Annotated in this window: 28 protein-coding genes; 12 read left to right on the top strand and 16 right to left on the bottom strand. The window is 63.8% G+C overall.

Annotated features, from left to right (window positions below; translation table 11 throughout):
• Positions 1–5: 5 nt before the first annotated feature.
• Positions 6–1,208 carry a pyridoxal phosphate-dependent aminotransferase gene (locus ACZ52D_RS01595; RefSeq protein WP_464442328.1) on the bottom strand — a complete coding sequence of 401 codons (1,203 nt, stop codon included), beginning with the start codon at positions 1,206–1,208 and terminating at the stop codon, positions 6–8.
• Between the two features lie 86 nt (positions 1,209–1,294).
• On the opposite strand from ACZ52D_RS01595, the gene ACZ52D_RS01590 reads away from it, so the two are divergent.
• The 3 genes from ACZ52D_RS01590 (at position 1,295) to ACZ52D_RS01580 (ending at position 2,566) form a co-directional block, all read left to right on the top strand.
• Entirely contained in the window at positions 1,295–1,738 is a 444-nt protein-coding gene (locus ACZ52D_RS01590; protein ID WP_464442327.1) for a helix-turn-helix domain-containing protein, read from the top strand.
• Entirely contained in the window at positions 1,735–1,992 is a 258-nt protein-coding gene (locus ACZ52D_RS01585; protein WP_222453913.1) for a succinate dehydrogenase assembly factor 2, read from the top strand. The genes ACZ52D_RS01590 and ACZ52D_RS01585 overlap by 4 nt, the downstream gene beginning before the upstream one ends.
• A 76-nt stretch (positions 1,993–2,068) precedes the next feature.
• Complete coding sequence (locus ACZ52D_RS01580) at positions 2,069–2,566, top strand: MarR family winged helix-turn-helix transcriptional regulator (RefSeq protein ID WP_222453912.1); 498 nt, start codon at positions 2,069–2,071, stop codon at positions 2,564–2,566.
• 348 nt (positions 2,567–2,914) lie between these two features.
• On the opposite strand, the gene ACZ52D_RS01575 is transcribed toward ACZ52D_RS01580, so the two are convergent.
• From ACZ52D_RS01575 to ACZ52D_RS01565, 3 genes are all read right to left on the bottom strand, one after another.
• Positions 2,915–3,343, bottom strand: a complete 429-nt coding sequence (locus ACZ52D_RS01575; protein WP_369927627.1) for a VOC family protein — start codon at positions 3,341–3,343, stop codon at positions 2,915–2,917.
• A 75-nt stretch (positions 3,344–3,418) separates the two neighbouring features.
• Positions 3,419–4,861 (bottom strand): surface lipoprotein assembly modifier, encoded by a 1,443-nt coding sequence (locus ACZ52D_RS01570; protein WP_464442326.1) that lies wholly within the window; start codon positions 4,859–4,861, stop codon positions 3,419–3,421.
• A gap of 3 nt (positions 4,862–4,864) precedes the next feature.
• Positions 4,865–5,773 (bottom strand): thymidylate synthase, encoded by a 909-nt coding sequence (locus tag ACZ52D_RS01565; protein WP_464442325.1) that lies wholly within the window; start codon positions 5,771–5,773, stop codon positions 4,865–4,867.
• Between the two features lie 250 nt (positions 5,774–6,023).
• On the opposite strand from ACZ52D_RS01565, the gene ACZ52D_RS01560 reads away from it, so the two are divergent.
• Both ACZ52D_RS01560 and ACZ52D_RS01555 read left to right on the top strand, forming a co-directional pair.
• Complete coding sequence (locus tag ACZ52D_RS01560) at positions 6,024–6,857, top strand: thymidylate synthase (protein WP_464442324.1); 834 nt, start codon at positions 6,024–6,026, stop codon at positions 6,855–6,857.
• Positions 6,858–6,890: 33 nt separating this feature from the next.
• Positions 6,891–7,382 carry a dihydrofolate reductase gene (locus ACZ52D_RS01555; RefSeq protein WP_464442323.1) on the top strand — a complete coding sequence of 164 codons (492 nt, stop codon included), beginning with the start codon at positions 6,891–6,893 and terminating at the stop codon, positions 7,380–7,382.
• A gap of 216 nt (positions 7,383–7,598) precedes the next feature.
• On the opposite strand, the gene ACZ52D_RS01550 is transcribed toward ACZ52D_RS01555, so the two are convergent.
• Positions 7,599–7,805, bottom strand: a complete 207-nt coding sequence (locus ACZ52D_RS01550; RefSeq protein WP_222453906.1) for a cold-shock protein — start codon at positions 7,803–7,805, stop codon at positions 7,599–7,601.
• A 189-nt stretch (positions 7,806–7,994) separates the two neighbouring features.
• Between ACZ52D_RS01550 and ACZ52D_RS01545 the strand changes: the two genes are divergently transcribed.
• Positions 7,995–8,312 carry an arsenate reductase family protein gene (locus tag ACZ52D_RS01545; protein WP_464442322.1) on the top strand — a complete coding sequence of 106 codons (318 nt, stop codon included), beginning with the start codon at positions 7,995–7,997 and terminating at the stop codon, positions 8,310–8,312.
• A gap of 64 nt (positions 8,313–8,376) precedes the next feature.
• Here the strand turns inward: ACZ52D_RS01545 and ACZ52D_RS01540 are convergent, their stop codons facing one another.
• The 6 genes from ACZ52D_RS01540 to ACZ52D_RS01515 form a co-directional block, all read right to left on the bottom strand.
• Positions 8,377–8,940, bottom strand: coding sequence for a DoxX family protein (locus tag ACZ52D_RS01540; protein ID WP_222453904.1), 564 nt, complete (start codon positions 8,938–8,940; stop codon positions 8,377–8,379).
• A gap of 4 nt (positions 8,941–8,944) precedes the next feature.
• A complete protein-coding gene (locus ACZ52D_RS01535; RefSeq protein WP_464442321.1) occupies positions 8,945–9,700 on the bottom strand; it encodes an HvfC/BufC family peptide modification chaperone in 756 nt (251 codons plus the stop codon).
• Complete coding sequence (bufB, locus tag ACZ52D_RS01530; protein WP_222453902.1) at positions 9,697–10,551, bottom strand: MNIO family bufferin maturase; 855 nt, start codon at positions 10,549–10,551, stop codon at positions 9,697–9,699. Before bufB ends, ACZ52D_RS01535 begins: the two co-directional genes overlap by 4 nt.
• Positions 10,552–10,620: 69 nt before the next feature.
• A complete protein-coding gene (locus ACZ52D_RS01525) occupies positions 10,621–10,926 on the bottom strand; it encodes a BufA1 family periplasmic bufferin-type metallophore (RefSeq protein ID WP_222453901.1) in 306 nt (101 codons plus the stop codon).
• 230 nt (positions 10,927–11,156) lie between these two features.
• On the bottom strand, positions 11,157–13,103 hold the full coding sequence (thrS, locus tag ACZ52D_RS01520) for a threonine--tRNA ligase (protein ID WP_464442320.1): 1,947 nt from the start codon (positions 13,101–13,103) through the stop codon (positions 11,157–11,159).
• A 164-nt stretch (positions 13,104–13,267) separates the two neighbouring features.
• On the bottom strand, positions 13,268–14,287 hold the full coding sequence (locus ACZ52D_RS01515) for a lipoprotein N-acyltransferase Lnb domain-containing protein (RefSeq protein ID WP_464442319.1): 1,020 nt from the start codon (positions 14,285–14,287) through the stop codon (positions 13,268–13,270).
• A gap of 133 nt (positions 14,288–14,420) precedes the next feature.
• Here ACZ52D_RS01515 and ACZ52D_RS01510 point away from each other — a divergent pair, with 133 nt between their 5' ends.
• From ACZ52D_RS01510 to ACZ52D_RS01500, 3 genes are all read left to right on the top strand, one after another.
• On the top strand, positions 14,421–15,170 hold the full coding sequence (locus ACZ52D_RS01510) for an alpha/beta hydrolase (RefSeq protein WP_369927603.1): 750 nt from the start codon (positions 14,421–14,423) through the stop codon (positions 15,168–15,170).
• A gap of 46 nt (positions 15,171–15,216) precedes the next feature.
• Complete coding sequence (locus ACZ52D_RS01505) at positions 15,217–15,642, top strand: VOC family protein (protein WP_464442318.1); 426 nt, start codon at positions 15,217–15,219, stop codon at positions 15,640–15,642.
• A 121-nt stretch (positions 15,643–15,763) separates the two neighbouring features.
• On the top strand, positions 15,764–16,558 hold the full coding sequence (locus tag ACZ52D_RS01500) for an alpha/beta fold hydrolase (RefSeq protein ID WP_464442317.1): 795 nt from the start codon (positions 15,764–15,766) through the stop codon (positions 16,556–16,558).
• On the opposite strand, the gene ACZ52D_RS01495 is transcribed toward ACZ52D_RS01500, so the two are convergent.
• Together ACZ52D_RS01495 and phaZ are read right to left on the bottom strand one after the other, a co-directional pair.
• Positions 16,549–17,127 (bottom strand): DUF6151 family protein, encoded by a 579-nt coding sequence (locus tag ACZ52D_RS01495; RefSeq protein WP_464442316.1) that lies wholly within the window; start codon positions 17,125–17,127, stop codon positions 16,549–16,551. The genes ACZ52D_RS01500 and ACZ52D_RS01495 overlap by 10 nt on opposite strands.
• Positions 17,128–17,131: 4 nt before the next feature.
• Complete coding sequence (phaZ, locus tag ACZ52D_RS01490; RefSeq protein ID WP_369927595.1) at positions 17,132–18,418, bottom strand: polyhydroxyalkanoate depolymerase; 1,287 nt, start codon at positions 18,416–18,418, stop codon at positions 17,132–17,134.
• Between the two features lie 131 nt (positions 18,419–18,549).
• Here phaZ and ACZ52D_RS01485 point away from each other — a divergent pair, with 131 nt between their 5' ends.
• Positions 18,550–20,355, top strand: a complete 1,806-nt coding sequence (locus ACZ52D_RS01485; protein WP_464442315.1) for a PHA/PHB synthase family protein — start codon at positions 18,550–18,552, stop codon at positions 20,353–20,355.
• 134 nt (positions 20,356–20,489) lie between these two features.
• On the top strand, positions 20,490–20,939 hold the full coding sequence (locus tag ACZ52D_RS01480; protein ID WP_222453892.1) for a phasin family protein: 450 nt from the start codon (positions 20,490–20,492) through the stop codon (positions 20,937–20,939).
• A 139-nt stretch (positions 20,940–21,078) separates the two neighbouring features.
• Here ACZ52D_RS01480 and ACZ52D_RS01475 read toward each other — a convergent pair whose 3' ends face one another.
• Positions 21,079–21,948 carry an NAD-dependent epimerase/dehydratase family protein gene (locus ACZ52D_RS01475; protein ID WP_464442314.1) on the bottom strand — a complete coding sequence of 290 codons (870 nt, stop codon included), beginning with the start codon at positions 21,946–21,948 and terminating at the stop codon, positions 21,079–21,081.
• A gap of 195 nt (positions 21,949–22,143) precedes the next feature.
• Here ACZ52D_RS01475 and phaR point away from each other — a divergent pair, with 195 nt between their 5' ends.
• Entirely contained in the window at positions 22,144–22,698 is a 555-nt protein-coding gene (phaR, locus tag ACZ52D_RS01470) for a polyhydroxyalkanoate synthesis repressor PhaR (RefSeq protein ID WP_222453890.1), read from the top strand.
• Between the two features lie 138 nt (positions 22,699–22,836).
• Here phaR and ACZ52D_RS01465 read toward each other — a convergent pair whose 3' ends face one another.
• Together ACZ52D_RS01465 and ACZ52D_RS01460 are read right to left on the bottom strand one after the other, a co-directional pair.
• A complete protein-coding gene (locus tag ACZ52D_RS01465; RefSeq protein WP_464442313.1) occupies positions 22,837–24,042 on the bottom strand; it encodes a DegT/DnrJ/EryC1/StrS family aminotransferase in 1,206 nt (401 codons plus the stop codon).
• 136 nt (positions 24,043–24,178) lie between these two features.
• Positions 24,179–25,489: an NAD(P)/FAD-dependent oxidoreductase gene (locus tag ACZ52D_RS01460; RefSeq protein WP_464442312.1), complete on the bottom strand. Its 1,311-nt coding sequence runs from the start codon at positions 25,487–25,489 to the stop codon at positions 24,179–24,181.
• Between the last annotated feature and the right edge of the window lie 38 nt (positions 25,490–25,527).

Below are 25,527 nucleotides of genomic sequence, written 5' to 3'. Positions count from 1 at the left end.
CCCCTTCAGCTCAGCTTGGCGCAGAAGGCCTGAATGCGGGTGCAGGCTTCTTTCAGCGCCGCATCCGAGGTGGCGTAGCTGACCCGGAAATTCGGCGACAGGCCGAAGGCCGCGCCAAAGACCACGGCGACGTCGGCCTCCTCGAGCAGGGCGGTGGCGAAATCCTCGTCGGTTTCGATCACCTTGCCCGCGGGGGTGGTCTTGCCGATCAGACCGGCAATCGAGGGATAGACATAGAAGGCGCCTTCCGGCACCGGGCAGGTGATGCCGTCGATCGCGTTCAGCATCTCGACCACCAGGTTGCGACGGCGCACGAAGGTTTCGTTGTTCGGTGCGAGGAAATCCTGCGGGCCGTTCAGGGCCTCCACCGCAGCCCATTGGCTGACCGAACAGGGGTTGGAGGTGGATTGCGACTGCACCTTGCGCATGGCGGCGATCAGCGATTCCGGGCCAGCCGCATAGCCGATGCGCCAGCCAGTCATAGCATAGGCCTTGGAGACGCCGTTGCAGGTGAGGGTGCGCTCGTAGAGCTTTGGTTCGACCTGCGCCGGGGTGCAGAATTCAAAGCCGTCGTAGGCGAGGTGCTCATACATGTCGTCGGTCATCACCCAGACGTGCGGGTGGCGAAGCAGCACCTCGGTCAGCGCCTTCAGTTCGGCCCAGCTGTAGCCTGCGCCGGTGGGGTTGGAGGGGGAGTTGAAGATGAACCACTTGGTGTTCGGGGTGATCGCCGCGTCCAGCTGCTCGGGCGTCAGCTTGAAGCTGTTTTCCAGCGTGGTTTCTACCGTCACCGGGGTGCCGCCCGCCAGCAGCACCATGTCGGGGTAGCTGACCCAGTAGGGCGCCGGGATCACCACTTCGTCGCCCGGGTTGAGGGTGGCCATAAGCGCGTTGTAGAGCGTCTGCTTGCCGCCGGTGCCGACCGAGATCTGCGCCGGGGTGTAGTCGAGCCCGTGGTCACGTTTCATTTTGGCGCAGACCGCCTGCTTCAGCTCGGGGATGCCGTCGGGGGCGGTGTATTTCGTCTTGCCCGCGGCGATGGCGGCAACGGCGGCGTCCTTGATGTTCTGCGGGGTGTCAAAATCCGGTTCCCCTGCGGACAGGCCGATGACATCGCGTCCGGCGGCCTTCAGCTCGGCCGCCTTGGCGGTCATGGCAATGGTCGGCGAGGGTTTGACGCGCGACAGCGTATCGGACAGGAATGACATGAAACGGGCCCCGGTTTGTATGTTCTGCAGAACTGTCATAGGGTGCCGCTAAACAGCGATCAAGCGAGCAAATAGGAGATCCGACGATGGAAGCGCAGGAGACTGACTGGTACGGACCGGACGCGGCAACATTCGGGGACCGGGTTGCCGCAGCACGCGAGGCTGCCGGGATGACGCAGGCGCAGCTGGCACGGCGGCTGGGGATCAAGAAGGCGACGCTGATGGGCTGGGAACAGGACCTTTCGGAGCCGCGGGCCAACAAGCTGACGATGATGGCGGGCGTGCTGAACGTGTCGATGTCCTGGCTTTTGACCGGCGAGGGCGAAGGCATGACCGAACCGGCCAGCGGCGACGTGGATCTGGGCGATTTCGCGGGCGTCCTGCGCGAGCTTCGGGCGCTGCGCGGCGAGATGCGCAACAATGCGGAGCGGGCGGCGCGGCTGGAAAAGAAACTGCGCACGCTGCTGCAGACGGCCGAAGCCGCCAGCGCCTCGACAGGCGGGGAAGTCGCCGCGGGAGTGGCAGAATGAGCGAGACCCGCGAAATCCGTCTGAAGCGCCTGCACATGCGCTCCATGCGGCGGGGCATCAAGGAGATGGATATCCTGCTGTCGGGGTATGCCGCTGCAAATCTGGCGCAAATGGAAGACCCGCGCCTGGACCTCTACGAAGCCCTGCTGCATGAGAATGATCAGGATTTGTATCAATGGGTTACGGGGCAGGTTGCCGCCCCTGAACAGTTCCGTGACCTGGTGGGGGAGATCGCGCAAACCTACCAAAAATAATAAAATTCGGGCTTAACCGATTTTTGGGAAATTGTTGGCATCTTTACTCAGGAGCAAATTCGAGTCGGAGATGCGAATGAGTATGGAACTGCCAATCAACCAGACGGACCGCAAAGGGTTCATGACTGGTTATCTGGAGGCGCTGGCCCTTGTCGAGCGTCTCCACCGTCTGCTGCTGGATGTCATCAAGGATGAATTCGAACGCGTCGGTGTGCTGGAGATCAACGCGGTCCAGGCGCTGCTGCTGTTCAACATCGGTGACAACGAGGTGACGGCCGGGGAACTGAAAACCCGCGGTTATTACCAGGGCAGCAATGTCAGCTACAACCTGAAGAAGCTGGTCGAGATGGGCTACATGCACCATCAGCGTTGCGAGATCGACCGTCGCTCGGTGCGGGTGCGTCTGACGCCGCGTGGTCGCGAGATTCGCGATATCGTGTCGGCGCTGTTTGCCCGCCATGCCGAGGGGCTGGAAGGCAAGGATGTTATCTCCTCGCAAGGGATCGAAGATATCACCGCGTCGTTGAAACGCGTCGAGCGTTACTGGTCGGATCAGATCCGCTATATCTACTGACTGCCGCGCCGGGTTGCTCCTGGCAGGCAGAGGACAGCCGACACAAGCGGGAAACATCGCGAGTCGGCATCGGGACATGCGGGGAAACCATGTCCCGGACGGGATAAAAGGGTCAGGCACCAGGTTGTGAAACCTTGGTTGAAGGTCACAGAAGTGGCCGCCCTTTCCCCCCATCTTTCGAAACGAAGAAATACGGGCCGTGACTTGTGACACGCGTCGGCCCCGATGCCGCGGATTGATCCGGGCAGCCAGTGCTGGCTGCGCGGAAATTGTCATGTCTGGCCTCGGGCGCGCCGCCTGCGTGGCGACGCGGGTGGGCATGTCTTGCCCGTCCTGCCAGTGGCCGTCTTACCAGTGGCCGGTGTTTTCCATACTGGCCCAGGGTTCCGCGGGCTCGAGCCGGTCGCCGTTCTGCAACAGCTCGATCGAGATGTTGTCGGGCGAGCGCACAAAGGCCATGTGACCGTCGCGCGGCGGGCGGTTGATGGTGACGCCATTGTCCATCAGGCGCTGGCAGGTCTCGTAGATGTTGTCCACGCCGTAGGCCAGGTGGCCGAAATGGCGGCTGTCGCTGGGAAGCCCGTCGTCGCCATCCCAGTTCCAGGTCAGCTCCAGCGGGGTTTCCTCCTGGCCGGGGGCGGCCATGAAGATCAGGCTGAAGCGTCCCTCTTCGGAGTCCTTTCGGCGGATTTCCTTCAGGCCCAGGAGCTCATAAAAGGCCATGGATTTCTCCAGGTCCTTCACACGGACCATGGTGTGCAGATACTTGAGGGGCATGAGGCTCTCCTGTTTGGGTTGCGCTGCGCACTTTTCCCACCCTGTTGGCGAAGGCCAGTCAAAGGCTGGGCGCGATCAGAATTTTGACTGGATGCCCAGCGAGACGGAAAACTCGCTGCTGTCGTATTTGCTCAGATTCGAAAACCGCCTGCCTGCGCGCAGGCGCAGCTGCGGCGCAAATCCGGCATAGTCGTAATCCGCAAAGAACAGGTTGAGGTCGGCATAGGCGGATCTGTCGGTCCGCCCGCCCGGCACCCGCTGCCATGCGCTGCCGGTGTAGACCACCTGATCGGGATAGGCGGAATTGCCGAGGATCAGGCCGGTGCTGACACGGGCCGGGCCGACCTGTTCGTCAAAGGCGTAGCCGAGCCGCAGGGTGGTGGTCTGGCTGGCGAAGTATTTGCTTTTGGCGCGGGTGTCACGCAGGCCAAGGCTGACATCGACGCGGTCGCCGTTGCCCAGCTCGCGGGTGAGGGCGGCGCCCAGTCCCAGCACGTTTGCATCCAGCGACAACCGTTGCGGCGCAATCCGGTGCTCGGCGCTGCCGCTGAGGGTGAGGCGCATCTGCGGCGACAGCACCCAGCTGCGCGAGGCGCTGAGCTTGGCCAGATCATAGCTGCGCTCGCCGCCGTACCAGGAGGTCGCCGCGGTCAGCGCGACGCGGGCGCTGCCGCCGCTGTCGGCGGGGCCTGCGCGAAAGGCATGCGCCAGCGTCAGCTCGCCGTAGGTGGAGCCAAAGTCGGCGTTGCGCGGCACTGTGGTATGGGTCCTCGCGGCGGCATCCTGCGCCTTAGCCTTGGCGCTGGAGGACAGCGCCACCCGCTGCACGTACAGCCGCGCGCTGAGCATGGTCTGGCTGTTGGCGTTCTGCGCCAGGCGGCGGCTGATGCCCGCATCCAGCGTGCCGATCAGCCCCGACAGCGCGATGGCGCGCGGGCCGAGCCGATTTTGATGCGAGCCCAGCCCGTCGACCTGCAGCGTTGCCGCATCGGAGCCGTTGTTGACGTTGCTCGAAGGTTTTACTCCGCCGCTGAGGCGGAAGGACCAGGGGTTGATCCGGCGCAGTGTCTTGTAGTCGCGGGCGATCAGCTGTTCGGCGCGGGCGTCCGGCGCATAGGTGGCGGTGCGGCGCAGCCAGTATTGCGACAGCGTGGGCCTGCCGCTTTGATAGGCCAGTCGCGAGGCCAGCTGTGCCAACTGGTAGCGGCTGGCGTCATCGGGGGCATGGCGGAAGCCCCGGGCGGCAGCCTTGCGGCCCTTGGCGGGTTGGCCGGTCTGGGCAAAAGCGGCGGCGCGCAGATGCCAGGCCGTGTGGTTCCTGCGGTCCGCCTGCAGCAATGCCCGGGAGAGTTTGAGGGTCAGGGCCGGGTCACCGTTTTGCAGCGCGTGCGCCGCCAGCGCCTGCCCCTGTTCAAGGGACAGGTGCAGCTGTGGCTCGACCTCCTCGGCAGCGAGGCGAGCGGCCGAGGGGGGCAGGGCAAGGGCCAGCGCCAGGGCTGCCGCTGCAGGCCTCAGCATGGGTTAGGGACAGGCCGGGTCGGCATTGGGGCCATTGCAGGAATCCAGCACGAAGACGCCGAATTCCTCGATCGGGACAGTGCCGTTGTTCAGTTCCTCGATATGGCCGGTGGCGTGCAGGGTGCCTGCAACGGCGGCGGCGTCGGTGCCGGTAAAAACACCGCCGTACTTGCCGACACCACCACCATCGACATGCACGTCGCCGGTGAAGGAACCGTCCGTGGCTAGGGTGCCCTCATAGAGTGTCAGATTTTCGACTGTCACGCCGGTGTGATCGGTAATGGTCCGGTCGTAGACACCGCCTTCGACCGAAAGCCCCCCGAAATCGGCATTGATGTAGGCTTTTCCGGTGACTTCAGCTGCTTGCCCCGGCAGAATATCGGGGTCAGCACCCGGACTGGGCGGAATCAGGTCTCCAGTGTCGCCATTGATGTTCAGAAGGCCAACATAGGTTCCCGCATAGCTGACAAGGCCGTTGTTAGGTGCTGTGACATCGGGCGCGGAAAAAGAATTGTCGCGTCCGTAGCTTGTGCCACCATGAAATGTTCCGAATTGGCCACCTGTCATCACGACGGTGGCATAGCCTCCCTCGCTTTGACGGACATAGGCCGTGGCATGTTCCTTTTGCGAGTCCTGCTGGAACGTGTAGGCCTCATATCCGGCGCGGTCGAGTGCTGCGTTACGCACATATGTGGTCGTGTCCTGACCCGAAACCAGCTCTACACCAGAGATCGTGAGGGTTTCATTCACCGGGTCATAGCTGACGCTTGTCACATCCCCGGCAAGTTCCTCGGGGATCTGCAGACCCGGGTCCGGGTCCGGCGTGGTGGTGTCATCCTCCAAGAAGGGATTGCCGCCGCCGCATGCCGACAGCGCGGACGCCGCCGCGAGCCCTAGCCAATAGCGCCTCATCTGCCTGTACCTCAAAATATGCTTTTTCGTTTTGTCGCACCATCATGCGCGGCTTTGGTAAAGTCAATTGAGCCTGAACCGTTAGGCCGCAACCGTGGCGGATGGGATACCTGCATATTGTAGTCAGGGCGCAGTGCGGGTGTAAATATTGTGGGTTTCATCCGGCGCAAGCGCGAAACTTTTTGACTTGGCGTGGCGCCAGACAGGCGGTATGCGGGGAGGGCAATCGCAGTCACGACGGGGTGCCGCCATGCAGCAATATCTGGACCAGCTTCGCTACATCCTGGAGCACGGAGAGGTGTCGGATGACCGCACCGGCACCGGGACGCTCAGCTGTTTTGGTATGCAGGCGCGGTATTCTCTGGCGGAGGGATTTCCGCTGGTGACCACCAAGAAACTGCACCTTCGCTCCATCGTGCATGAGCTTTTGTGGTTCCTGTCGGGCGACACCAACATTCGATACCTGAAGGAGAACGGCGTCTCGATCTGGGACGAGTGGGCGGATGAGAACGGCGACCTGGGGCCGGTCTATGGGCACCAATGGCGGGCCTTCCCACGTCTTGAGCCGCTCCCGGGGACCACCGGGGATGAGCCGCTCTATCGTGCGGGCAGCGTCGATCAGATCTCCGAACTGGTCGAGATGATCCGCAAGAGCCCGGACAGTCGGCGCCTGATCGTCAGTGCCTGGAACCCGGCTGATGTGCCGGACATGGCATTGCCGCCGTGCCATACGCTGTGGCAGGTGCGGATCATCGGCGGCAAACTGCATTTGCAGCTGTACCAGCGGTCGGCCGACATGTTCCTGGGCGTGCCGTTCAATATCGCGTCCTATGCGCTGTTGCAGGCGATGCTGGCCCATGTCACCGGCTATGAGCCGGGGGATTTCGTGCATACGATGGGCGATGCGCATATCTATTCCAACCATGTCGAGCAGGTGAAACTGCAGTTGTCGCGTGAGCCGCGACCGCTGCCGCAGCTGCGCATCAAACGTGAGGTCAGCTCGATCTTCGACTTCAGGTACGAGGATTTCGAGTTCGTGGATTATGACCCTCACCCCGCCATCAAGGCACCGGTCGCGGTCTGAGACGACCGGTCGATAGAACAAGGAAGACAGCAGATGATTACCCTGATCGCTGCGCGGGCGCGCAACGGGGCCATTGGCAGGGACAATGACATCCCCTGGTTCGCGCCAGAGGATCTGAAGGCGTTTCAGCGCGAAACGCTTGGCGGTGCGCTCATCATGGGGCGCAACACCTGGGACAGTTTGCCGGTGAAGCCTTTGAAAAACCGGTTGAATCTGGTCGTGTCCTCCAACCCCGAGGCCGCGGAAACGGTGCTGCCCTCGGTGACCGCGGCCGTGGCGGCGGCGCAGGCGCAGGGCTACCGTCGGATCTATGGGATCGGCGGAGAGGGGATCTACCGGGAGATGCTGGCGATGGCGGATCGCTTGCTGATTACCGAGGTGGACCTGGAGATTGCAGACGCCGATGCCTATTTCCCGGACTTCTCCGCGCAGGACTGGCACCGGTTGGGAGAGCAGCCCCTGCGGGCCGAAGACCCGGCCTGCGTGATGGTGGAATATCTGCGCAAGACGCCACTGAACGGCTGAGGTTTCCAATTGCGAAAGCCCGCTGCGCCCAGGCCGGAAGTGGTACCGGGCGCAGAGGTCAGCTTGGGGCGGGCTCGCGACTTGGCGTGTCGTCAGACCAGAACCGGCTTGCTGCGTCGGGCAGGATCCCTGTAGGCAGTCTGTATCGTCATGGTCGTAAAGGCCCGGGGTGCCACGGGTCAGACGGCCAGCGCCGTCAGGACCGGTTGCACCGGATCACAACGCCTTCAGGTCCGCCGCCATCTGGCGGCCGTCGCGCCCTTCGGACAGTTCGTAAGCGATCTTCATGTTGTCGGCCAGTCCGGTCATGCCGGACCGTTCAACTGCTGAGATATGCACGAACACATCTTTGCCGCCTTCGTCAGGTTCGATGAACCCGTACCCTTTGGTGGTGTTGAACCACTTCACGGTGCCGCTTGGCATTTCCCGTGTCTCCTTCTAGTTTGCAACTTGCCTTGGGGATCCCCAGGGCATCCGGCCACGCACCGGCACGACTGGCCGCAGGCAAGGCTGGACAACCTAGAGTTTTGCACGGGTCCGGCGAAAATCAAGAAAAACTGGTGAATTCTACCATCAATTCTGAAGATTTCTGTCGACCGCCTTGGAGGCGTTATGAAGATTTACGGGCTGAAAAACTGTGACACCTGTCGTAAGGCGCTGAAACAGTTGCCAGATTTCTCTCTGGTAGATGTGCGCGCCGAAGCGGTGCCGGATGCGGTGTTGCAGGCAGCGCACGCTCAATTCGGCAGCAAACTGGTGAACACCCGTTCGACGACTTGGCGCGGGCTGAACGAAGAGGAGCGTGCCGAGGCGCCCCTGGCGCTGCTGCGCGCGCATCCGGCGCTGATGAAACGGCCGCTGATCGAGCGCGACGGCGAATTGTTCCTGGGCTGGGACAAATCGGTGCAGGCGGCCCTGGGGCTGGGTTGAGGCGACAGGGCAGAGGGCAGGCACCGCTGCCGCGGCAGGGCGCCTGTCACATGGGGCATCCGGATCAGCTGGGGACGGCTGCCACCCGGCGGCGCAGGAGTGCGTCCAGCGACAGTGCGCCGCCACCTCGAACCACCAGATAGGCCAGCAGGAACAGCCAGAACAGCCGCTGGTCGAGGATCACCGCATCCGGGAACCGGTCGAACATAGCGCCCAGTGTCTTGGCGTCGGTGGCGCCATGGCCGATCACATCCGTCAGTGACTGCACGACGACAAATCCGATCATCCCGAGGGCGGCCAGCCGGGTTGCCAGCCCGAGGACGATCAGCAGCGGCAGGATGAATTCGGCGTAGGTGCCGGCCAGCACCACCAGTTTTTGCAGCAGGCCGAACTGCGAGACGTCATAGCCTGCGGCCTCCAGCTGCTTGGGGAAGATCTGGCTGTAGGCGCCGATCGAAGGGCTGAACAGGCCTAGCAGGCCATCGCCCAGCTTGGTCAGGCCGGAATTCCAGAAGTAGAGCAGCAGCGTCGAGGCAAAGACCAGCCGCGCAGCCAGCGGCAGCAGCCAGCGTCCGGCGCGCTCGACCTGGCTGAAGACGGCGTCGTGAATGGTGACAAATGCGTTCATGGTCTTACCCTTTGTTGTCGAGCCCGGTGATCGCGCCGCCCTGCAACAGCAGGGTCAGTGTCGCGCCGAGGTCAAAATCTTGCTGGTCTTCGGCGGCCGCCTCGAGCGCCGTGCCGATGGTCCCACCTGCCTGGATCGTCGCGATCCAGGCTGCGCCGCCGGGCGGCAGCAGCTGTGGCAGCGGGTCGAACTCCGGGCGGGTGATCAGCACGTCCTGCGCTTGCGGCTGCGGCGCGGGCGCGCCGGATTCGGTGTTGAAGCGCCAGATCGCATGCACCGGCCAGGGCGAGCGCAGGACTTGCACCGCGGGGGCCAGCCGCAGTCGCGTGCGCATCAGCGCCTCTGCCCCGAGCTGACCGAGCACCTCCGGTGCAATGGCGGCGGCATCGGCAGCGTGATAGGCGCGGCGCAGGGCCAGCTCCAGCCGGGCGACATCGCCGAGATAGCCGAGGTGCCTGAGCTGCTCCATGCCTTCCAGAAAGGCGGGGAAGTCTTCGCCGTAGAACATCATCAGCGGCGAGGCTGGCGGGTGCTGCCGCAGGTAGAGACCCGCCAGCCCGTCCATGTTCTGCTTGCCCAGCAGTTTGGCGATCACCGGGAAGGCGGTGTGCATTGCCTCTGTCAGCGAGGCGGCGACATTGTTGCGGTAGACGTCAAAGCGGCGGCCTGCGGGCTGGCCGTGCTGATCCACCAGCCCGTCCGGCACCTGCTGGCCCGCATCCATCAGGGCGCGGGTGAAGTCTGCTTGCGAAACACTCATGCCGGGATGCGCTCCAGCGCGGCTGCGGCGCGGGCGGCTTCGGCCTCCAGCACGGGCCAGTCCGGCACGTCGTTGTCCCATTCCACCAGCACCGGCCTCGGGCCTGAACGCGCCAGCGTGTAGTCCAGCAAGGCCCAGACCGGATCGGCGATCTCGCGGCCGTGACTGTCGATCAGCAGCGGGCGGCCGTGCTCATCCGCGTCGGTGTCATGGCCGCCGAGGTGGATTTCGCCCACATGCGCCAGCGCGAAGGCGTCGATGTAGCCCTGCGGCGAGAAGCCGAGGTTGGTGGCGGAGACAAAGACGTTGTTCACGTCCAGCAGCAGCCCGCAGCCGGTGCGGCGGGCGATCTCGGCAAGGAAATCGGGCTCTGACCAGGTGCTTTCGGCAAAGGCCAGATAGCTGGAAGGGTTCTCCAGCAGCATCGGCCGGGCGATGGTATCCTGCAGCTGATCGATGTGGTCGCAGATCCGCTGCAGGCTGGCGTCCGTATAGGGCAGCGGCAACAGGTCGTTGTAGAAATGGCTGTCGTGGGTCGACCAGGCGAGATGTTCGGAGAAGCTGGCCGGGTTCAGCCAGCCCATGAGGTGCTTCAACCGGGCGAGGTGGTCCGGGTCCAGCGGGGCCTCACCGCCGATCGAGAGGCCGACGCCATGCACCGAAATCGGGAACTTCTCGGCCAGGTGGCGCAGCTGCGCCAGCGGACGGCCGCCGTCGCCCATGTAGTTCTCGGCGTGGATTTCCAGCCAGGCAACACGGCCGGCGTCCTGCATGATGGCAGTGAAATGCTGCGGCTTGTAGCCGATGCCCGGTGCGGCGGGCAGGTGGGTCTGTGAGGCGGCGTCACGCATGGGGATCCCCGTCGTCAGGGTGCAAAAAGGGCGGGAAAACCATGCTCCCGCCCCTTGATGTCAAATGGCTTAGGCCGGCAGGTCGCGTTCCAGCGGCTCCAGCGAGCCCTTGCGCTCGGTGCCGTCGGCCATGGCGGGCAGGTCGATGCTTTCGCAGGTGCCTGCATCGACCAGGGTCCAGGCGTTGCCCTGGTAGTCGGTGGTCGACGTGCCGGCGCAGGTGGTGCCGGGTCCGGCGGCGCAGTCGTTCTGACCGGCCAGAGACACGCCGTAGCATTTTTCCTTGGTGGCGGCAGCGGCGGGCACGGTGGAAGCAGCGGTCAGCGCAGCGGCGACGGCGCTGGCAACGGCCAGGGATTTTGCGGTGTTCGACATCTGGTAGGTCCTTTCGGTATCTGCATCCGGTGTCGTGATGACACTAGAACCCTAACCCGTGGCTACGGCGCGTTGAAGTCACGAGGGCGTGTCTCACGCCTGCGTCAGAGACCGTTACGGATTTGTCGGGGAACTGTGGTCTCAAAGTGCTGAAAAGCGGTGATATTTGCAGTCTGTGACACAAAAACGGCCCCGCGAGGGGGCCGTTTCCGAACTTGCAGCGGTAAATGTTACAGCAGGTCGGGCGGGGTGGCTTCGACCGCCAGCGCCTTTGTAACATTTTCCATGCTCTCGACGCTGGTGCGCTTTTCGCCGAGGCGGCGGACCGAGACGGTGCGCTCCTCGACCTCTCGGTGGCCGACGGCGAGAATGACCGGCACCTTGCCCACGGAGTGCTCGCGGACCTTGTAGTTGATCTTCTCGTTGCGGATGTCGGCCTCGGCGCGCACGCCTGCGGCGCGCAGGGTTTCGACCACCTCGTTGACGTAGTCATCCGCCTCGGAGGTGATGGAGGCCACCACCACCTGGCGCGGCGCCAGCCAGAACGGCAGCTTGCCGGCGTGTTCCTCGATCAGGATGCCGATGAAACGCTCGAAGGAGCCGAGGCAGGCGCGGTGCAACATCACCGGACGGTGCTTGGCGCCGTCCTGGCCGATGAAGCTGGCCTCCAGCCGTTCGGGCAGGTTGGCGTCCACCTGCAGGGTGCCGCACTGCCAGTTGCGCCCGATGGCGTCGGTCAGGGTGAACTCCAGCTTGGGGCCGTAGAAGGCGCCTTCGCCTTCGAGCACCTCGTAGTCGTAGCCCGCCGCCTTGCACGCATCGCCGAGCGCCTGTTCCATGTGGTCCCAGGTCTCGTCCGAGCCGATCCGCTTTTCCGGGCGGGTGGAGAGCTTGATGGTCCAGTTGTGGAAGCCGAGGTCGGCATAGACCTTGGACAGGAAGGCGATGAACTTGGCGGTTTCCGAAGTGATCTGGTCCTCGGCGCAGAAGATGTGACCATCGTCCTGGGTAAAGCCGCGCACCCGCATGATGCCATGCAGCGCGCCCGAGGGCTCGTAACGCGCGCAGGAGCCGAACTCGGCCATCCGCAGCGGCAGGTCGCGGTAGGATTTGAGGCCCTGGTTGAACACCTGCACGTGGCAGGGGCAGTTCATCGGCTTCAGCGCGTTCACCGCCTTTTCGCGGGCGTGGTCCTCGTCCACCTCAACGATGAACATGTTCTCCTGGTACTTGTCCCAGTGGCCGGATTTTTCCCACAGCTTGCGGTCCACCACCTGCGGGGTGTTGACCTCGACGTAGCCGTCGCGGTCCTGCATGCGGCGCATGTAGTCCTGCAGCGTGGTGTAGATGCGCCAGCCGTTGGGGTGCCAGAAGACCTGGCCGGGTGCCTCTTCCTGCATGTGGAACAGGCCCATTTCCTTGCCCAGCTTGCGGTGGTCGCGCTTGGCAGCCTCTTCCAGCATGGTCAGATGGGCCTTCAGCTTCTCCTTGCCGGTGAAGGCCACGCCGTAGATCCGTTGCAGCATGGCGCGGCTGCTGTCGCCGCGCCAGTAGGCGCCTGCGATCGACATCAGCTTGAAGGCATCGCCCGGCACCTGGCCGGTGTGCTGCAGGTGCGGGCCGCGGCACAGATCCTGCCAGTCGCCGTGCCAGTACATGCGCAGCGGCTCGTCGCCGGGGATGCTCTCGATCAACTCGACCTTATAGGGTTCGTTGTTGTCGGTGTAATACTGGATCGCGCGGTCGCGCTCCCAGACCTCGGTGCGGACCTCATCACGCTTGTTGATGATTTCCTTCATCTTCTTTTCGATGGTGCCGAGGTCTTCGGGGGTAAAGGGCTCTTCCCGGTCGAAGTCGTAGTACCAGCCGTTCTCGATCACCGGTCCGATGGTGACCTTGGTGTCGGGCCAGATTTCCTGCACCGCACGGGCCATGATATGGGCGAGATCGTGGCGGATCAGCTCGTTGGCCTGATCCTCGTCCTTCATGGTGTGGATGGCGATGGTGGCGTCGGAGTCGATCGGCCACTGCAGATCCCAGTGCTGACCATTGACGGTCGCCGAGATCGCTTTTTTACCCAGCGAGGTGGAGATGGAAGACGCGACCTGCGCAGGGGTGATGCCTGCGTCGAAGGATCGTGCGTTGCCATCGGGGAATGTAAGAGAGACTTGGGCCATGCTGCTGGCTGCTCCTCGTCGGTTTGGCGCCCACAGAACGCCCGGTTGCGGGTTATGGTGTCCGCCCGATTTGGCAGGCAAGGCGCAGGGTGTCAAGACGGCCGCGGCGCTGCCTGTGGCCCCCCGGCGTATTTTTCCCGCTGCGATAACAGCTTGGCCGCCGGTCAGCTGCCGACGTTATCCAGTGCCGGGGCGGGCACCCCGTCGCGGATCACCGCGGAGTAGTCGGGGGTCACCCCATGGGCCTGTGCGATCGGGGTGATGCTGCCGAGGGCGCGCAGTTCCTCGACGCTGTAGCTCTGGTCCAGAACACCCTGTTCCCATGCGTAATCGGGCAGGTAGCCGTTGGCCAGCAACCGCCAGTCCAGCGGCACGTCCGGGGCAAAGCGGCGGATCAACCCCATGACCACCGAGGAACAATTGGCGGTCAGCGAATTGTACCACTGTGGCTGCGCGGCCAGCGTGTTGGCGGCATCGACGTATTCCAACAGCAGGGTGCGGGCGGTTTCCGGGCTGACATTGATGCGGAACAGTTGCACGTTTTCGCCGCGTGCGTTGGTGCGGGTCGCCACCACGTCGCGCTCGTCAGCAGCGATCAGCACCAGGGTGTTGGATTTGAACAGATCCGCGATCGGGGAGAAGCCGCCGCCCTCCTTGCGCCGCACCTCGGCGGACCAGGCGATATGCTCGCCGCCCTCGAAGCCGAAGCTGACGATCATATGGGCCATCTGCGGCCCGGCCCAGTAGGACATGAACAGATCAACGGTTTCGATCCGGTCAAGGTCATAGCTGCGGGTCTCCCAGGCTGCGGTAAACTCCTCGGGCGTTTGCCAGGAGAAGTTGCGCACGTTGGTCAGGGTCAACTGGTTGCCCTCGACGGTTCCGGTGACCTGTCGCGCCACATCCGGTGCCCAGTTCCCGGTCGCGGGCGGGGTGAGGCTGGACCACCACAGGATGATCGCTGCCAGCGCCAGTGCAAACGTGGTCAGCCCCCTGAGCGCCGAACGCCGCCGCAGGGTCAGGATCACCATCAGGCCCAGCAGCGCAAAGCCCCCCGCCAGGACCCAGCGCCACACGTCGTCCAGGGGCAGTCGATACCACAGCGCCATGGCGCCCCAGGCGGTGGCCAGCGCCACCGCGAGGGCGACAGCGGCAATGACGATGGCCTTGATGATCCTGAACATGCCCTAGATCCCTTGTGCAATTTTGCGCGGACCATAAGGAGGGTTGCAGGGGGCATGCAAGCGATGCGTGGTGCGGCTTGCCGAGCAGGCGCGAGCGTGCCACATCTGGTGTAAACGACAGGAGATCACAGACATGCCCGCCACAGAGTTTCTGGAGACCGCGCAGGGACGCCGGATTGCCTATCACAAGACCGAGGGGCAGGGGCCCTGTGTCGTGTTCCTCGGCGGGTTGAAGTCCGACATGGAAGGCACCAAGGCGGTGCATCTGGAGGCCTGGGCCAAGGCACGCGGTCAGGCGTTCCTGCGGTTCGACTATTCCGGCCACGGCGAAAGCTCGGGCCGGTTCGAAGACGGCTGCATCGGCGACTGGCACGAGGACACGCTGGCCGCGGTTCAGGAGCTGACCGAGGGGGAAATCGTGCCGGTGGGATCGTCCATGGGCGGCTGGCAGGCGCTGCTGCTGGCGCGGGAGATGCCCGAGCGGATCAAGGGCATGGTGACCATCGCCGCCGCGCCGGACTTCACCGAGGATGGCTATTGGGCCAATTTCAGTGACGCCCAGAAGGCCGAGCTGGACAGCCGCGGCTATGTCGAACTGCCGAGTGACTACATGGAGCCCTATCACATCTCCAAGCGGATGATCGAAGACGGGCGCAAGCGGCTGGTGCTGCGCTCGCCGCTGTTCCTGCCGTTCAAGGTGCGCTGCCTGCAGGGCACTGCCGACACCGCGGTGTCGACCGAAACCGCGCTGCGACTGATGGATCATGCAACCTGCCCGGACATGCGGTTGACCCTGGTCAAGGATGCCGATCACCGCTTCTCGGACGAGGCCTGCCTGAAGATGATCGAGGATGCGGTGCTGGATGTACTGGGAGCGGCCTGAGGGCGGCTTCCATTCGTGACAAACGCAGACGCGGAGGACAGAGGCGATGGAACAGCGTATCAGTCTGATCACCCTGGGGGTGCCGGATGTGGAAAAGGCGGCTGCGTTTTACGAGGCGCTGGGCTGGCGGCGGGCCGAGAGCCCGGACGGGGTGATCGCCTTTGACCTGATTTCGCAGACGCTGGGCCTGTATCCCTTGGCCGCCTTGGCGGCGGACATCGGCCTGCCGGAAGACACCCTCGGCACTGGGGCCGTTTCCCTGAGTCACAACACCCGCAGCAAGGAAGAGGTGGCGGAGCTGCTCGCGGCCGCCGAAGCCGCCGGGGCGGAGATCCTGAAACCGGCGCAGGACGTGTTCTGGGGCGGGCATCACGGCTACTTCCGCAGCCCCGATGGGCACCTGTGGGAAATCGCCTTCAACCCGTTCTCCGCGTTGTCACCCGCAGGGGCGTTTCGCTGGAACGGCTATTGACCGTGGCCGCAGGGTGGTAGCCGGAACGAAAGTTTTCCCCGTGTCATGGTTTTCCTTGAACCGATGCGGTGCGCCTTGCACAGTTTCATGACGGGTGGAGGGCAAACCGTGAGGGCAGCAAATGCCTGAAAAAGAGCAGCCGTGTCGTGAACCCCTGGTTCTGTTGCCGGGCATGATGTGCGACGGGCGGATTTTCGAGGAACAGTTTCGAACCTTTTCGGGCAGCATGCCGGTGATGGTCCTGCCATTGGCGGGCGGCAGCACGGTGGCGGAGATCGCCGAGCGGATGCTTGGCCACCTGCCGCCACGGTTTGCGCTGGTCGGCTATGGCATGGGGGGCGTTGTGGCCCTGGAGCTGATCCGGCGTGCGCCGCAGCGGATCAGCCGCCTGTGTCTCATGGCCGTCAGCCCGTTGGCAGATACCCCCTTGCAGGCCGCGGATCGCGAACCGCAGATCGTGGCGGCCCGGGCGGGGCGACTGGCGGACGTGCTGCCCGCGCTCATGCCGTTGGAGGCGCTGGCACCGGGACCGCGGCGGCAGGAGATCCATGACCGGTGGTTGCAGATGGCGCAGGCGCTGGGGCCGGAACTGTTCGTGACGCAGGCGCGGCTTATGCAGCGGCGCCCGGATCAGCAGGCGGTTTTGCGGCGGATCCATGTGCCTGCCCTGGCGCTGTGTGGTGCCGAAGATCCGCTGGCGCCGGTGTGCAAGCACGAGTTGCTGGCGCAGATGATGCCGCAGGGCCGGCTGGAGGTGGTCGAGAATGCCGGGCATCTGCCACTGCTGGAGCAGCCGGCGGTGGTGAACCGGGCCTTGCTGCATTGGCTGGCGATGCCGAACCGTGCCCAGATGCCGCGCCCGGTGATCGTGACCGACGCGCGCTCCGGGGCCGGTGCCGCCGGTGCCTACGGGTAGAGCGCGGCGCGGCGTGACTTGCTGATCAATTCCGGCTCGGCCACGGGGCGACCGGTGACCGCGTCGAAAAAGGGCGTCTCCTTCCAGCGCCCCGAGAGGCGCGACGCGATCATGCGGCTGAGAATGCCCCAGGCCATCGCACCGCCGCCCTTCGTCCTGGGGGGCTTGCCGGGCACGGTGGACGGTATGAAGGCCCGGGCGCGGATCTTGCCCAGAGCGGTTTTGTCCTGAAAGAGATCGGCGCGCATCCCTGCAAAGGGCAGGCCGGGCCGGGCGAGCGTGTTGGCAAAGGGCGTGCCGCAGCAGGCGGCATACCAGCGCAACGGGCCGCGCGGCCCTAGCCGGATCGCCCGCAGATGCTCTGCGCCGTGGGAGATGGTGATGCTGTCAGGGGCCAGCTGGAACAGCTCCACCGGGTCCGGCGCCGGGTCAGGCTGACCGTGGTACAGCTCGTTGGCGCGACAGTCGGCGCAGTGGCAGACCAGCCGCAGGCCGGTCTTGATCCCGGCCTCCGAGACCTCCCCCCGCAGTGCGCCGCAAGTGCAGGCGAATGCCTGTGCCCCTGCCATCCGATCAGGCCGGAGTGGGTTTGCGCGCGGGTTTGCGCGAGGTGTTCTTTGCGACCGGGCGGCGGCTGTTTTCGTTCATGAAATCAATCACCAGCGGCCGGATATTGTCGCGCCAGCTGCGGCCCGCGAAGATGCCGTAATGGCCCGCGCCGGGCTCGACATGGCTGGCCTTCTTGCTTTCGGGCAGTCCGGTGCAGAGATCGAGGGCCGCGATGCACTGGCCGGGCGCCGAGATGTCATCATTGGCGCCTTCGACGGTTTTCACGGCCACATCGGTGATCTTGCCGATGTCGATCTTGTGACCGGCGACGACAAATTCGTTGCGGGCGATCTCGCGGTTCTTGAAGATCCGTTCGACCGTCGACAGGTAGAATTCGGCCGTCATGTCCATGACGGCGAGATACTCGTCGTAAAACCGGTTGTGGGCATCGTGGTCCGACGCCTCGCCGCGCGATACGCGCTGGATCTGGTCCATGAAGGCCTTGGAGTGACGCTCACCGTTCATCGACATGAAGGAGGCCAGTTGCAGCAGTCCGGGATAGACCTTGCGGCCCACGCCCTTGTACTTGAAGCCGACCCGCTGGATCATGGTTTCCTCGAGCTGGCCCATGGTCACCCGGCGGCCGAAATCGGTGACTTCGGTGGGGGTGGCGTCGGGATCCACCGGGCCGCCGATCAGCGTCAGCGAGCTGGGCTGCGCCTTGGGGTCCTGTTCCGCCAGGTAGGCGGTGGCGGCAAGGGTCAGCGGCGCCGGCTGGCAGACCGCCACCACGTGGCAGTCGGGACCCAGCTCCCGCATGAAATCGGCAAGGTAGAGCGTATAATCCTCGACGTCGAATTTTCCTGCGGAAACAGGAATATCGCGGGCATTGTGCCAGTCCGTCACGTAGACTTCACAATTGACGATCAGGCTTTGCACGGTGGAGCGCAGGAGGGTGGCGTAATGGCCGGACATCGGGGCAACAAGCAGCACCTTACGCGGCTGTTCCTCGCGGTCGTTGACCTTGAAATGGATGAGGTCGCCGAACGGGCGTTCAACAACGGTGACGATGTCGACCAGATGGTCCTTGCCGTCCTCGCAGGTGAAGGTGCGGATACCCCAATCGGGTTTCACGACCATGCGTTGGTAGGTCCGCTCGGTCACCTCGCCCCAGGCGGCCATCCAGCTGAGGGCCGGATTTGGCAAGGCGGAGAAGACCGGGTACGATGCCATGGAGAGGGCGGTAGCGCCCAGCCATTGGTTGGTGTTCCGGACCGTTTCCATCAGGTCGTAGGTCATCATGTAGCGCATGCGGGGCTCCTTCGGCTCTGCCCTGGCGTCGGGATCTGGACACTTCGGAACACCGGACCTTTCGCCGCTTTGCCCCAAGAAGTGCAGATGCTTATTCTGCATAGCAGAAAGCCTATGAGGGATTCTTTTATATGACAACTGGTGACGGATTATCCAAGGCAGCCAATTCCGAGAGCATTGAAAAGCTTGCGAAAAACATGGCCCGCGTGGAGGAGTTAAGTAAGCGGCTGGCCGATGTCATGGCGCAGAAGGTGCCGCACAACCCGGCGCTCGACGGTCCGAATCAGGAGCTTTATGCACGTGCAGCAACCGCCTACTGGTCGCAGATCATGCAAAATCCCGCCAAGCTTCTGGAGCAGCAGATCGCCTTTTGGGGAAAATCTGTGCTGAATTTTGCCGAAGCCCAGCAGGCATTGACGGCCCCGCCGGAGGGCAGTGAGGCGCAGGACAACGACAGGGATCGCCGTTTCGCCAACCCTCTGTGGGACAACAACCCCTACTTCCACTTCGTCAAGCAGCAGTACCTGACCAACGCGGAAACCATCCGCAACGCGGTACAGGAAGCGGTGGAGCTGGAGGAGACCGACAAGAAGCGTCTTGCGTATTTCGCCGACCAGATCATCGAGATGATGGCGCCCACCAATTTTCTGCCGACCAACCCGGACGCGCTGGAGCGGGCGGTGGAAACGGAGGGCCAGTCGCTCATTGACGGGCTGGAGAACCTGGTCTCGGATCTTGAGGCCAACAATGGCGAGCTGGTGGTCCGGCTGGCGGATGAAAGCGCCTTTGAGCTGGGGGGCAATATCGCGACCACCCCGGGCGAGGTGATCTATCGCAACCGCCTGATGGAGCTGATCCAGTACACGCCCACCACCGAAACGGTGCATGAAACGCCGATCGTGCTGTTCCCGCCATGGATCAACAAGTATTACATCCTCGATCTGAAGGCGCAGAACAGCCTTATCAAGTGGGTGGTGGACCAGGGCTATACCTTGTTCGTCGTCTCCTGGGTCAACGCGGATGAAAGCCATGCCGAGATCGGCATGGAGGATTACATCCAGGAAGGGTTCCTGACCGCCATCGAGACGGCCAAGGACATCTGTGGTGTCAGCCAGGTGAACGCGGTGGGATATTGCATCGCGGGGACCACGCTGGCGCTGACGCTGTCGTTGCTGAAACAGCGCGGCGACAAATCGGTGAAATCGGCAACCTTCTTCACCACGCTCACGGATTTCGGGGATCAGGGCGAATTTACCCCCTTCCTGCAGGATGATTTCGTTGATGGGATCGAGGCGCAGGTGGCCGAAGACGGGCTGCTGCGGTCCTGGGTGATCGGGCGTACGATGTCCTTCCTGCGCTCCAAGGACCTGATCTATGGACCTGCGGTGAAAAGCTACATGATGGGGGAGACGCCGCCCGCCTTTGACCTCTTGTACTGGAATGGCGATGGCGCCAACCTGCCGGGGCGCATGGCGATGCAGTACCTGCGCGGCCTGTGTCAGCGCAACGAATTCGCCGGTGGCGGTTTCGAGCTGCTGGGCCATCGCTTGCGCCTGCGCGACGTGGAGGTTCCCTTGATGGCCATCACCTGCGAGACCGACCATATCGCGCGCTGGAAGGACTGCTATCGTGGCGTGCAGCAGATGGGATCGCGCAGCAAGACCTTCGTCGTGTCGCAATCCGGGCATATCGCGGGCATCGTCAATCCGCCCAGTAAAAAGAAGTACGGCCATTACACCAACCCGGATCTGAAAGGGGACAGCGATGCCTGGATGGCGGGCGCGGAGTTCCACGAGGGCTCCTGGTGGCCGCGCTGGCAAGCCTGGCTGAGGCCCCGGTCCGGCAAGCAGGTGCCCGCCCGTGAGGTGGGTGAGTCGGGCCTTGAACCCTTGGCACCGGCGCCGGGGACCTATGTAAGGGTCAAGGCAAACCGTTGATTTGTCCGGATTTGCGATTTTTTTTCTGCAGCGCAGCAAGAAAAATCTTGAAATGCTGCGATGCAGAAACGATATTCAGGTCATGCTGAAGAGCGCAGGATGGTCCTGCCGCAGCTTTCTGAGGAATTAGAACTATGGCAAAGACCCAAGATTTCACCGCGATGATGAAAGACTTCATGGGCGCATTCCCCGTCGACACCAAGGCGATGGAAGACATGTTCAAGAACACTGCTGCCCTGAACGAAAAACTGTCCGCTGTTGCGTTGGACGCGGCCGGCAAATCTGCCGAGATCTCCAACAAGTGGACCAAGGAAACCCTGGCCAAGCTGAGCGACGTCGCCAAGGTCAAGGAAGACCCGGCTGACTATGCCAAGTCGGCAACCGACTTTGCTTCGGCTTCCGCCGAAGTGGCTGCTGAAAACCTGGCAGCCTTTGCCGAAGTGGCAAAGAAAGTCCAGATGGACACGGTTGAGCTGATGATGGCGGCTGGCAAGGATATCTCCGAAGAAGCCTCCGCCGCGGTCAAGAAGGCCACCGCCGAGGTGACCACCGCCGCGAAGAAGGCATCGGCTGCTGCCAAGTAAGCCGCCGCTGACAACAGGACGTACACGGGCTGGTACCGGCTCTCCTCCCTTAGGTACCACACCGTGAGAAAAGGCAGGCCTGATGGCCTGCCTTTTTGCCGTTTGCGGGTCGTGTGGCGCGGTGCGGTCCAACCATTGGCTAAAACGCGGCGGTGCGGAAGTCGGGCAGCCGGGGCTGCCAGCCGGTCAACCGTCGCAGCTTGTCGGAGGCCATCTGCTGGTCCAGTGTCGGACCTTCGGCCCAGTCGCCATGGGTGAACAGCACATGTTTGAGCGAGCGCACCACATAATCGCCGGGGTGGCCGTGACGGCGCGCGATTTCCTCGGTGACCGCGGCCACTGGCACCCCGGCCTCGGCACTGACGTTGAAATGGCCGGTCAGGTCTGGCCGCTCGAGCAGAAGCCGATAGGCGCGCGCCAGATCATCGCGCTGCACCAGCGGCCAGCGCGTGCGGATGCTGCCCCAGATCTCGAACGGTTGCTGCGCGCGGGCGGCGGCCAGAAAATCTGCAAAGGCGCCGCCGCCTTGATGATAGACCATGGCCGGGTGGATCACCGCCGCCGAGACCGCCGGGGCGGCCAGGATCCGGGCTGCGTTTTCCTGCATCCAGGCAAAGGATTTGATCGGGTGCAGCGGGCTGGTTTCATCGGCCACGCGTGGGCCTGTTGCCCCATAGAGCCAACAACCGCCGGTATATAGCAGCCGCAGCGGTTCGGGACGCAAGGCTGCCTGTCGCAGGACGGCGGCCATCGCGGCGCGGTCCACAGTCCCCATATCCGTGTCGAAGGTGGCGGCCAGCTGGATCACGGCGTCCACCGATTGCACCTGCCGCGCCCAGAGGCCCGGCTGGCGCAGATCGCCGCGCAGCGGTTGCGCGCCGATGGCGCGCAGGGTGCGGTCGGAGGCGTTGGAGCGGCTGAGGCCGGTCACTTCGTGGCCGTGGCGGCACAGCTCCCGCGTGACGGCGGTGCCGATGGTGCCGGTGCCGCCGAGGATTAAAACTTTCATGTCCGGAAATCTCCTGCCGTCGAATCTGTTCCGGAATAATCTGTAAAAGCTGAAGCCCACTTCAGGTCAAGCGCCGCCGATCCAGCTGCGCGGCGCGGGCGGGCAGGGATGGTGCGCCGTTTGCACGAAGGCTTCCCTTTTGTTCTGCAGTGGCATAGGCTTTGCTGCAATGCGTCATGACCGGGGAGGAAGTAGATGGCAGAACAGGAAAAACCGCTGCTGATCAAACGGTACGCCAGTCGCCGGTTGTACAACACCGAGACCAGCGACTATGTCACTCTGGAGGATATTGCCGGGTTCATTCGCGACGGCCGCGAGGTGCAGATCGTCGATCTGAAGACCGGCGATGACCTGACACGGCAATATTTGCTGCAAATCATCGCGGAACACGAAAGCCGCGGTGAAAACGTGCTGCCGGTCAACGTGCTGAACGACCTGGTGCGCAGCTACATGGTGCCGGGCGGTGGGGTGATGCCACAGTTCCTGCAGACGTCCTTCGAGATGCTGCGCGAAAGCCAGTCGCAGATGATGGAGAACATGAATGCCATGAATCCGATGGCGCAGATGCCGGGTTTCGAGGCGCTCAAGGCGCAGCAGCAAGCGTTTCTGAAGGCGATGACCGGTGGCTTTGGCGGCCAGGGCTGGACGGGCGGCAGCCGCGAGGAAGCCACGAGTGACAGCGGCGAAGATCTGGACGAGATCAAGAAGCAGCTGGCGGCGCTACAGGAAAAACTGTCAAAGATGAAATGACCCGGGCGGCGCTCCCGCCTGTTTGGTGTCATTCAGATGAATGACACCCACAGTTGGGCTTGGCACCGCTGACGCGGTGCCAAGCTTTTTCTATGCAGAAGGGCGTTGTCCGGCTGCGACCGGCCAGCCGCTCTGGCGTCAGGCGGCGGCCTTGCCCATGGTTTCGTCGGCGGCGGCCAGCAGAATATCCGCGATCACGTCGAGTTCTTCGCGGCTGAGGCGCACCGGCAGGCGCACGTCGCAAGCTTTCATCAGCATCGCACGGGTTTTCGGCAGTTCGGGAATGTCGCGCAGGAACTGCCAGTTCCAGAAGGCGCGGGCATTGTCCTGCGACAGCCCGAACACCTGGACCTTCACACCTTTTGCATCGGCTGCAGATGCGAAAGCGCAGATCTGCTCTTCGGTGAGGCCGACAAGGTTGAACTGGATGGAGTCCGGTGCGCGTCGCTCGGGCGTCAGTGGCGCGGGCACGTCAAAGAACGGCGAGGCGTTCAGCCGCTCCGCGACATAGTCGTGGTTCTTCAGACCGTCGCGGACCCGCCGGGCCAGCTCAGGCAGTTGCGGGCGGATCACCGCGGCGGAGAGGTTGCTCATCCGCAGGTTATACAGCGGCAGCTGGTTCTGCCACTTGGCAAAGGCCTGTTCCAGGTCCGGCGCATTTTCACCGCGCGGTCCCTTGTGTTTCTTCCAGTTGTGCTCGTAAGCGCCGGACATGATGACGGCGCGGGCGATCAGGTCAGCGTCATCGGTGATCAGGATGCCACCCTCGCCGGCGTTGACCATCTTGTAGGATTGGAACGAGAAGCAGCCGACCTTGCCCAGGGTGCCGATGTTCTGCCCGTTCCAGGTGGTGCCCAGCGAATGGGCGGCATCCTCCACCACCGGAATGCCGCGGGCATCGCACAGCGCCATGATCGCATCCATGTCGGAGGTATGGCCGCGCATGTGGCTGATGATCACCGCCTGCACGCTGTCCAGCTTGGCCGCGAAATCCGCCATGTCGATGCGGTAGTTGTCGCCAACTTCGCACAGCACCGGCACGCAATCCGCATGCACCACCGAGGAGGGCACCGCGGCAAAGGTGAAGGCGGGGATCAGGACGCGGGCGTCGCGGGGCAGGCCAAGCGCCTTCAGCGACAGGAACAGCGCCGCCGAGCAGGAAGAAACCGCCAGCGCGTATTTGCTGCCCAGAAGCGCTGCATATTCCTGCTCCAGCAACGTGACCGGCGCGTTTTCCGGCGCGGTATAGCGGAACAGGTCGCCCGACTGCATCAGCGCGTCGATGGCTTCGCGGGCAGCTGCGGGAATCGGTTCAGCGTCATGCACGTTGGGCGGCTGGGCCATATTTCAAAATCCTGAATAATTTCTGTGGCAAATCTAAAACTAAGATGCGCGCCTGCCAAGAGCTCCCTTGGCGGAAACCTGCGCCACCGGGCTTTTTTCACAAAAGTGTTGCGCAAGGTCGCGGAGTTCCGCTGGTTCAGACCCCGATGCGATCGCGCAGGGCAAACCAGGTCATTGCCAGTGCCAGCAGGGGCGTGCGCATTCCCGGCCCGCCGGGAAACCGCGGCGCCGGAACGCGTGCGAGCGTGTCAAAGCCTTCGGCCTGGCCCTGCACCGCCCTGGCCATCAGCTGGCCTGCATGGGTGGCGGTGCCGACGCCATGGCCCGAATAGCCCGAGGCGGTCAGCACATTCGGCGCCAGCCGCGCAAGATAGGGCATGCGTTTCATGGTAATGCCCAGGGTGCCGCCCCAGGCGTAATCCACCTGAACATCCTTCAGATGCGGAAAAATCTCCGCCATCGGTTTGCGGACGGTTGCGGCAATATCGGCCGGGAAGCGATAGCCGTAGCTCTCGCCGCCGCCGAACAGCAGCCGTTTGTCGTGGCTGAGGCGGAAGTAATTCACCACGAACTTGGTGTCCGCCACCGCCACGTCGCGAGTCAGCACGCGCGCGGCGTCATCGCCCAGGGGCTTGGTGGCGACGATGAAATTGTTGATCGGCATCACCCGCGCGGCAACTTGGCCATTGAGCCCTCCGAGGTAGCCATTGCAGGCGAGGATCAGGTGATCCGCTGTCACGGTGCCGCCCGCGGTCCTGACACGCAGGGTGGGACCTTCTTCGATGTCGAGGACCTCGCTGCCTTCGTGGATCTTCGCCCCGGCCCGATCCGCGGCGCGGGCGAGCCCCAGCGCATAGGCCAGCGGATGCAGGTGGCCAGCGCCCATGTCCAGGGTGCCGCCAACGTAGGCGGGCGAGGAGCAGAGCGCCTGCATGCCGTCGCGGTCCAGCAGCTCGATCTGGTCATAGCCGTAACGCTTGTACAGATGTTCGGCATAAGCGTGTTCGTGGCGTACTTCGCCCGCGGAGAAGCAGGCGTGGCTCACGCCCGGCTTCAGGTGGCATTCGATGCCATGCCGGGCGATCAGCGATTTCACGAGGTCCTTGGCGTCCTCGGCCAGCGACCACAGCTTTTGCGCATCGTCTTCGCCGACCAGCTTTTCCAGCCCGTCCTGCTCCATCCGCTGACCACTGCCGAGCTGGCCGCCGTTGCGCCCCGAGGCGCCAAAGCCGACGCGCTGAGCTTCCAGCAGCACCACCGACAGGCCCGCATCGGCCAGATGTAGGGCTGCCGACAGGCCGGTGTAGCCAGCGCCGACGATGCAGACATCGGCGCGCACGTCGGCCTGCAGCCGGGGGAAGGGCGGCAAGGGGGTGGCGGTGGCTGCGTACCAGCTGTTCGGGTATTCGCCCTTGCGGTCATTCGAATAGAGCAGGTTCAGAGCCATTGCGTCACCTTATATGGGAGGCCGACCGCGGCCTGCCG

It is taken from the genome of Leisingera sp. S2M4, from assembly GCF_055398055.1.
This window is presented reverse-complemented; position numbering and strand designations above follow the sequence as displayed.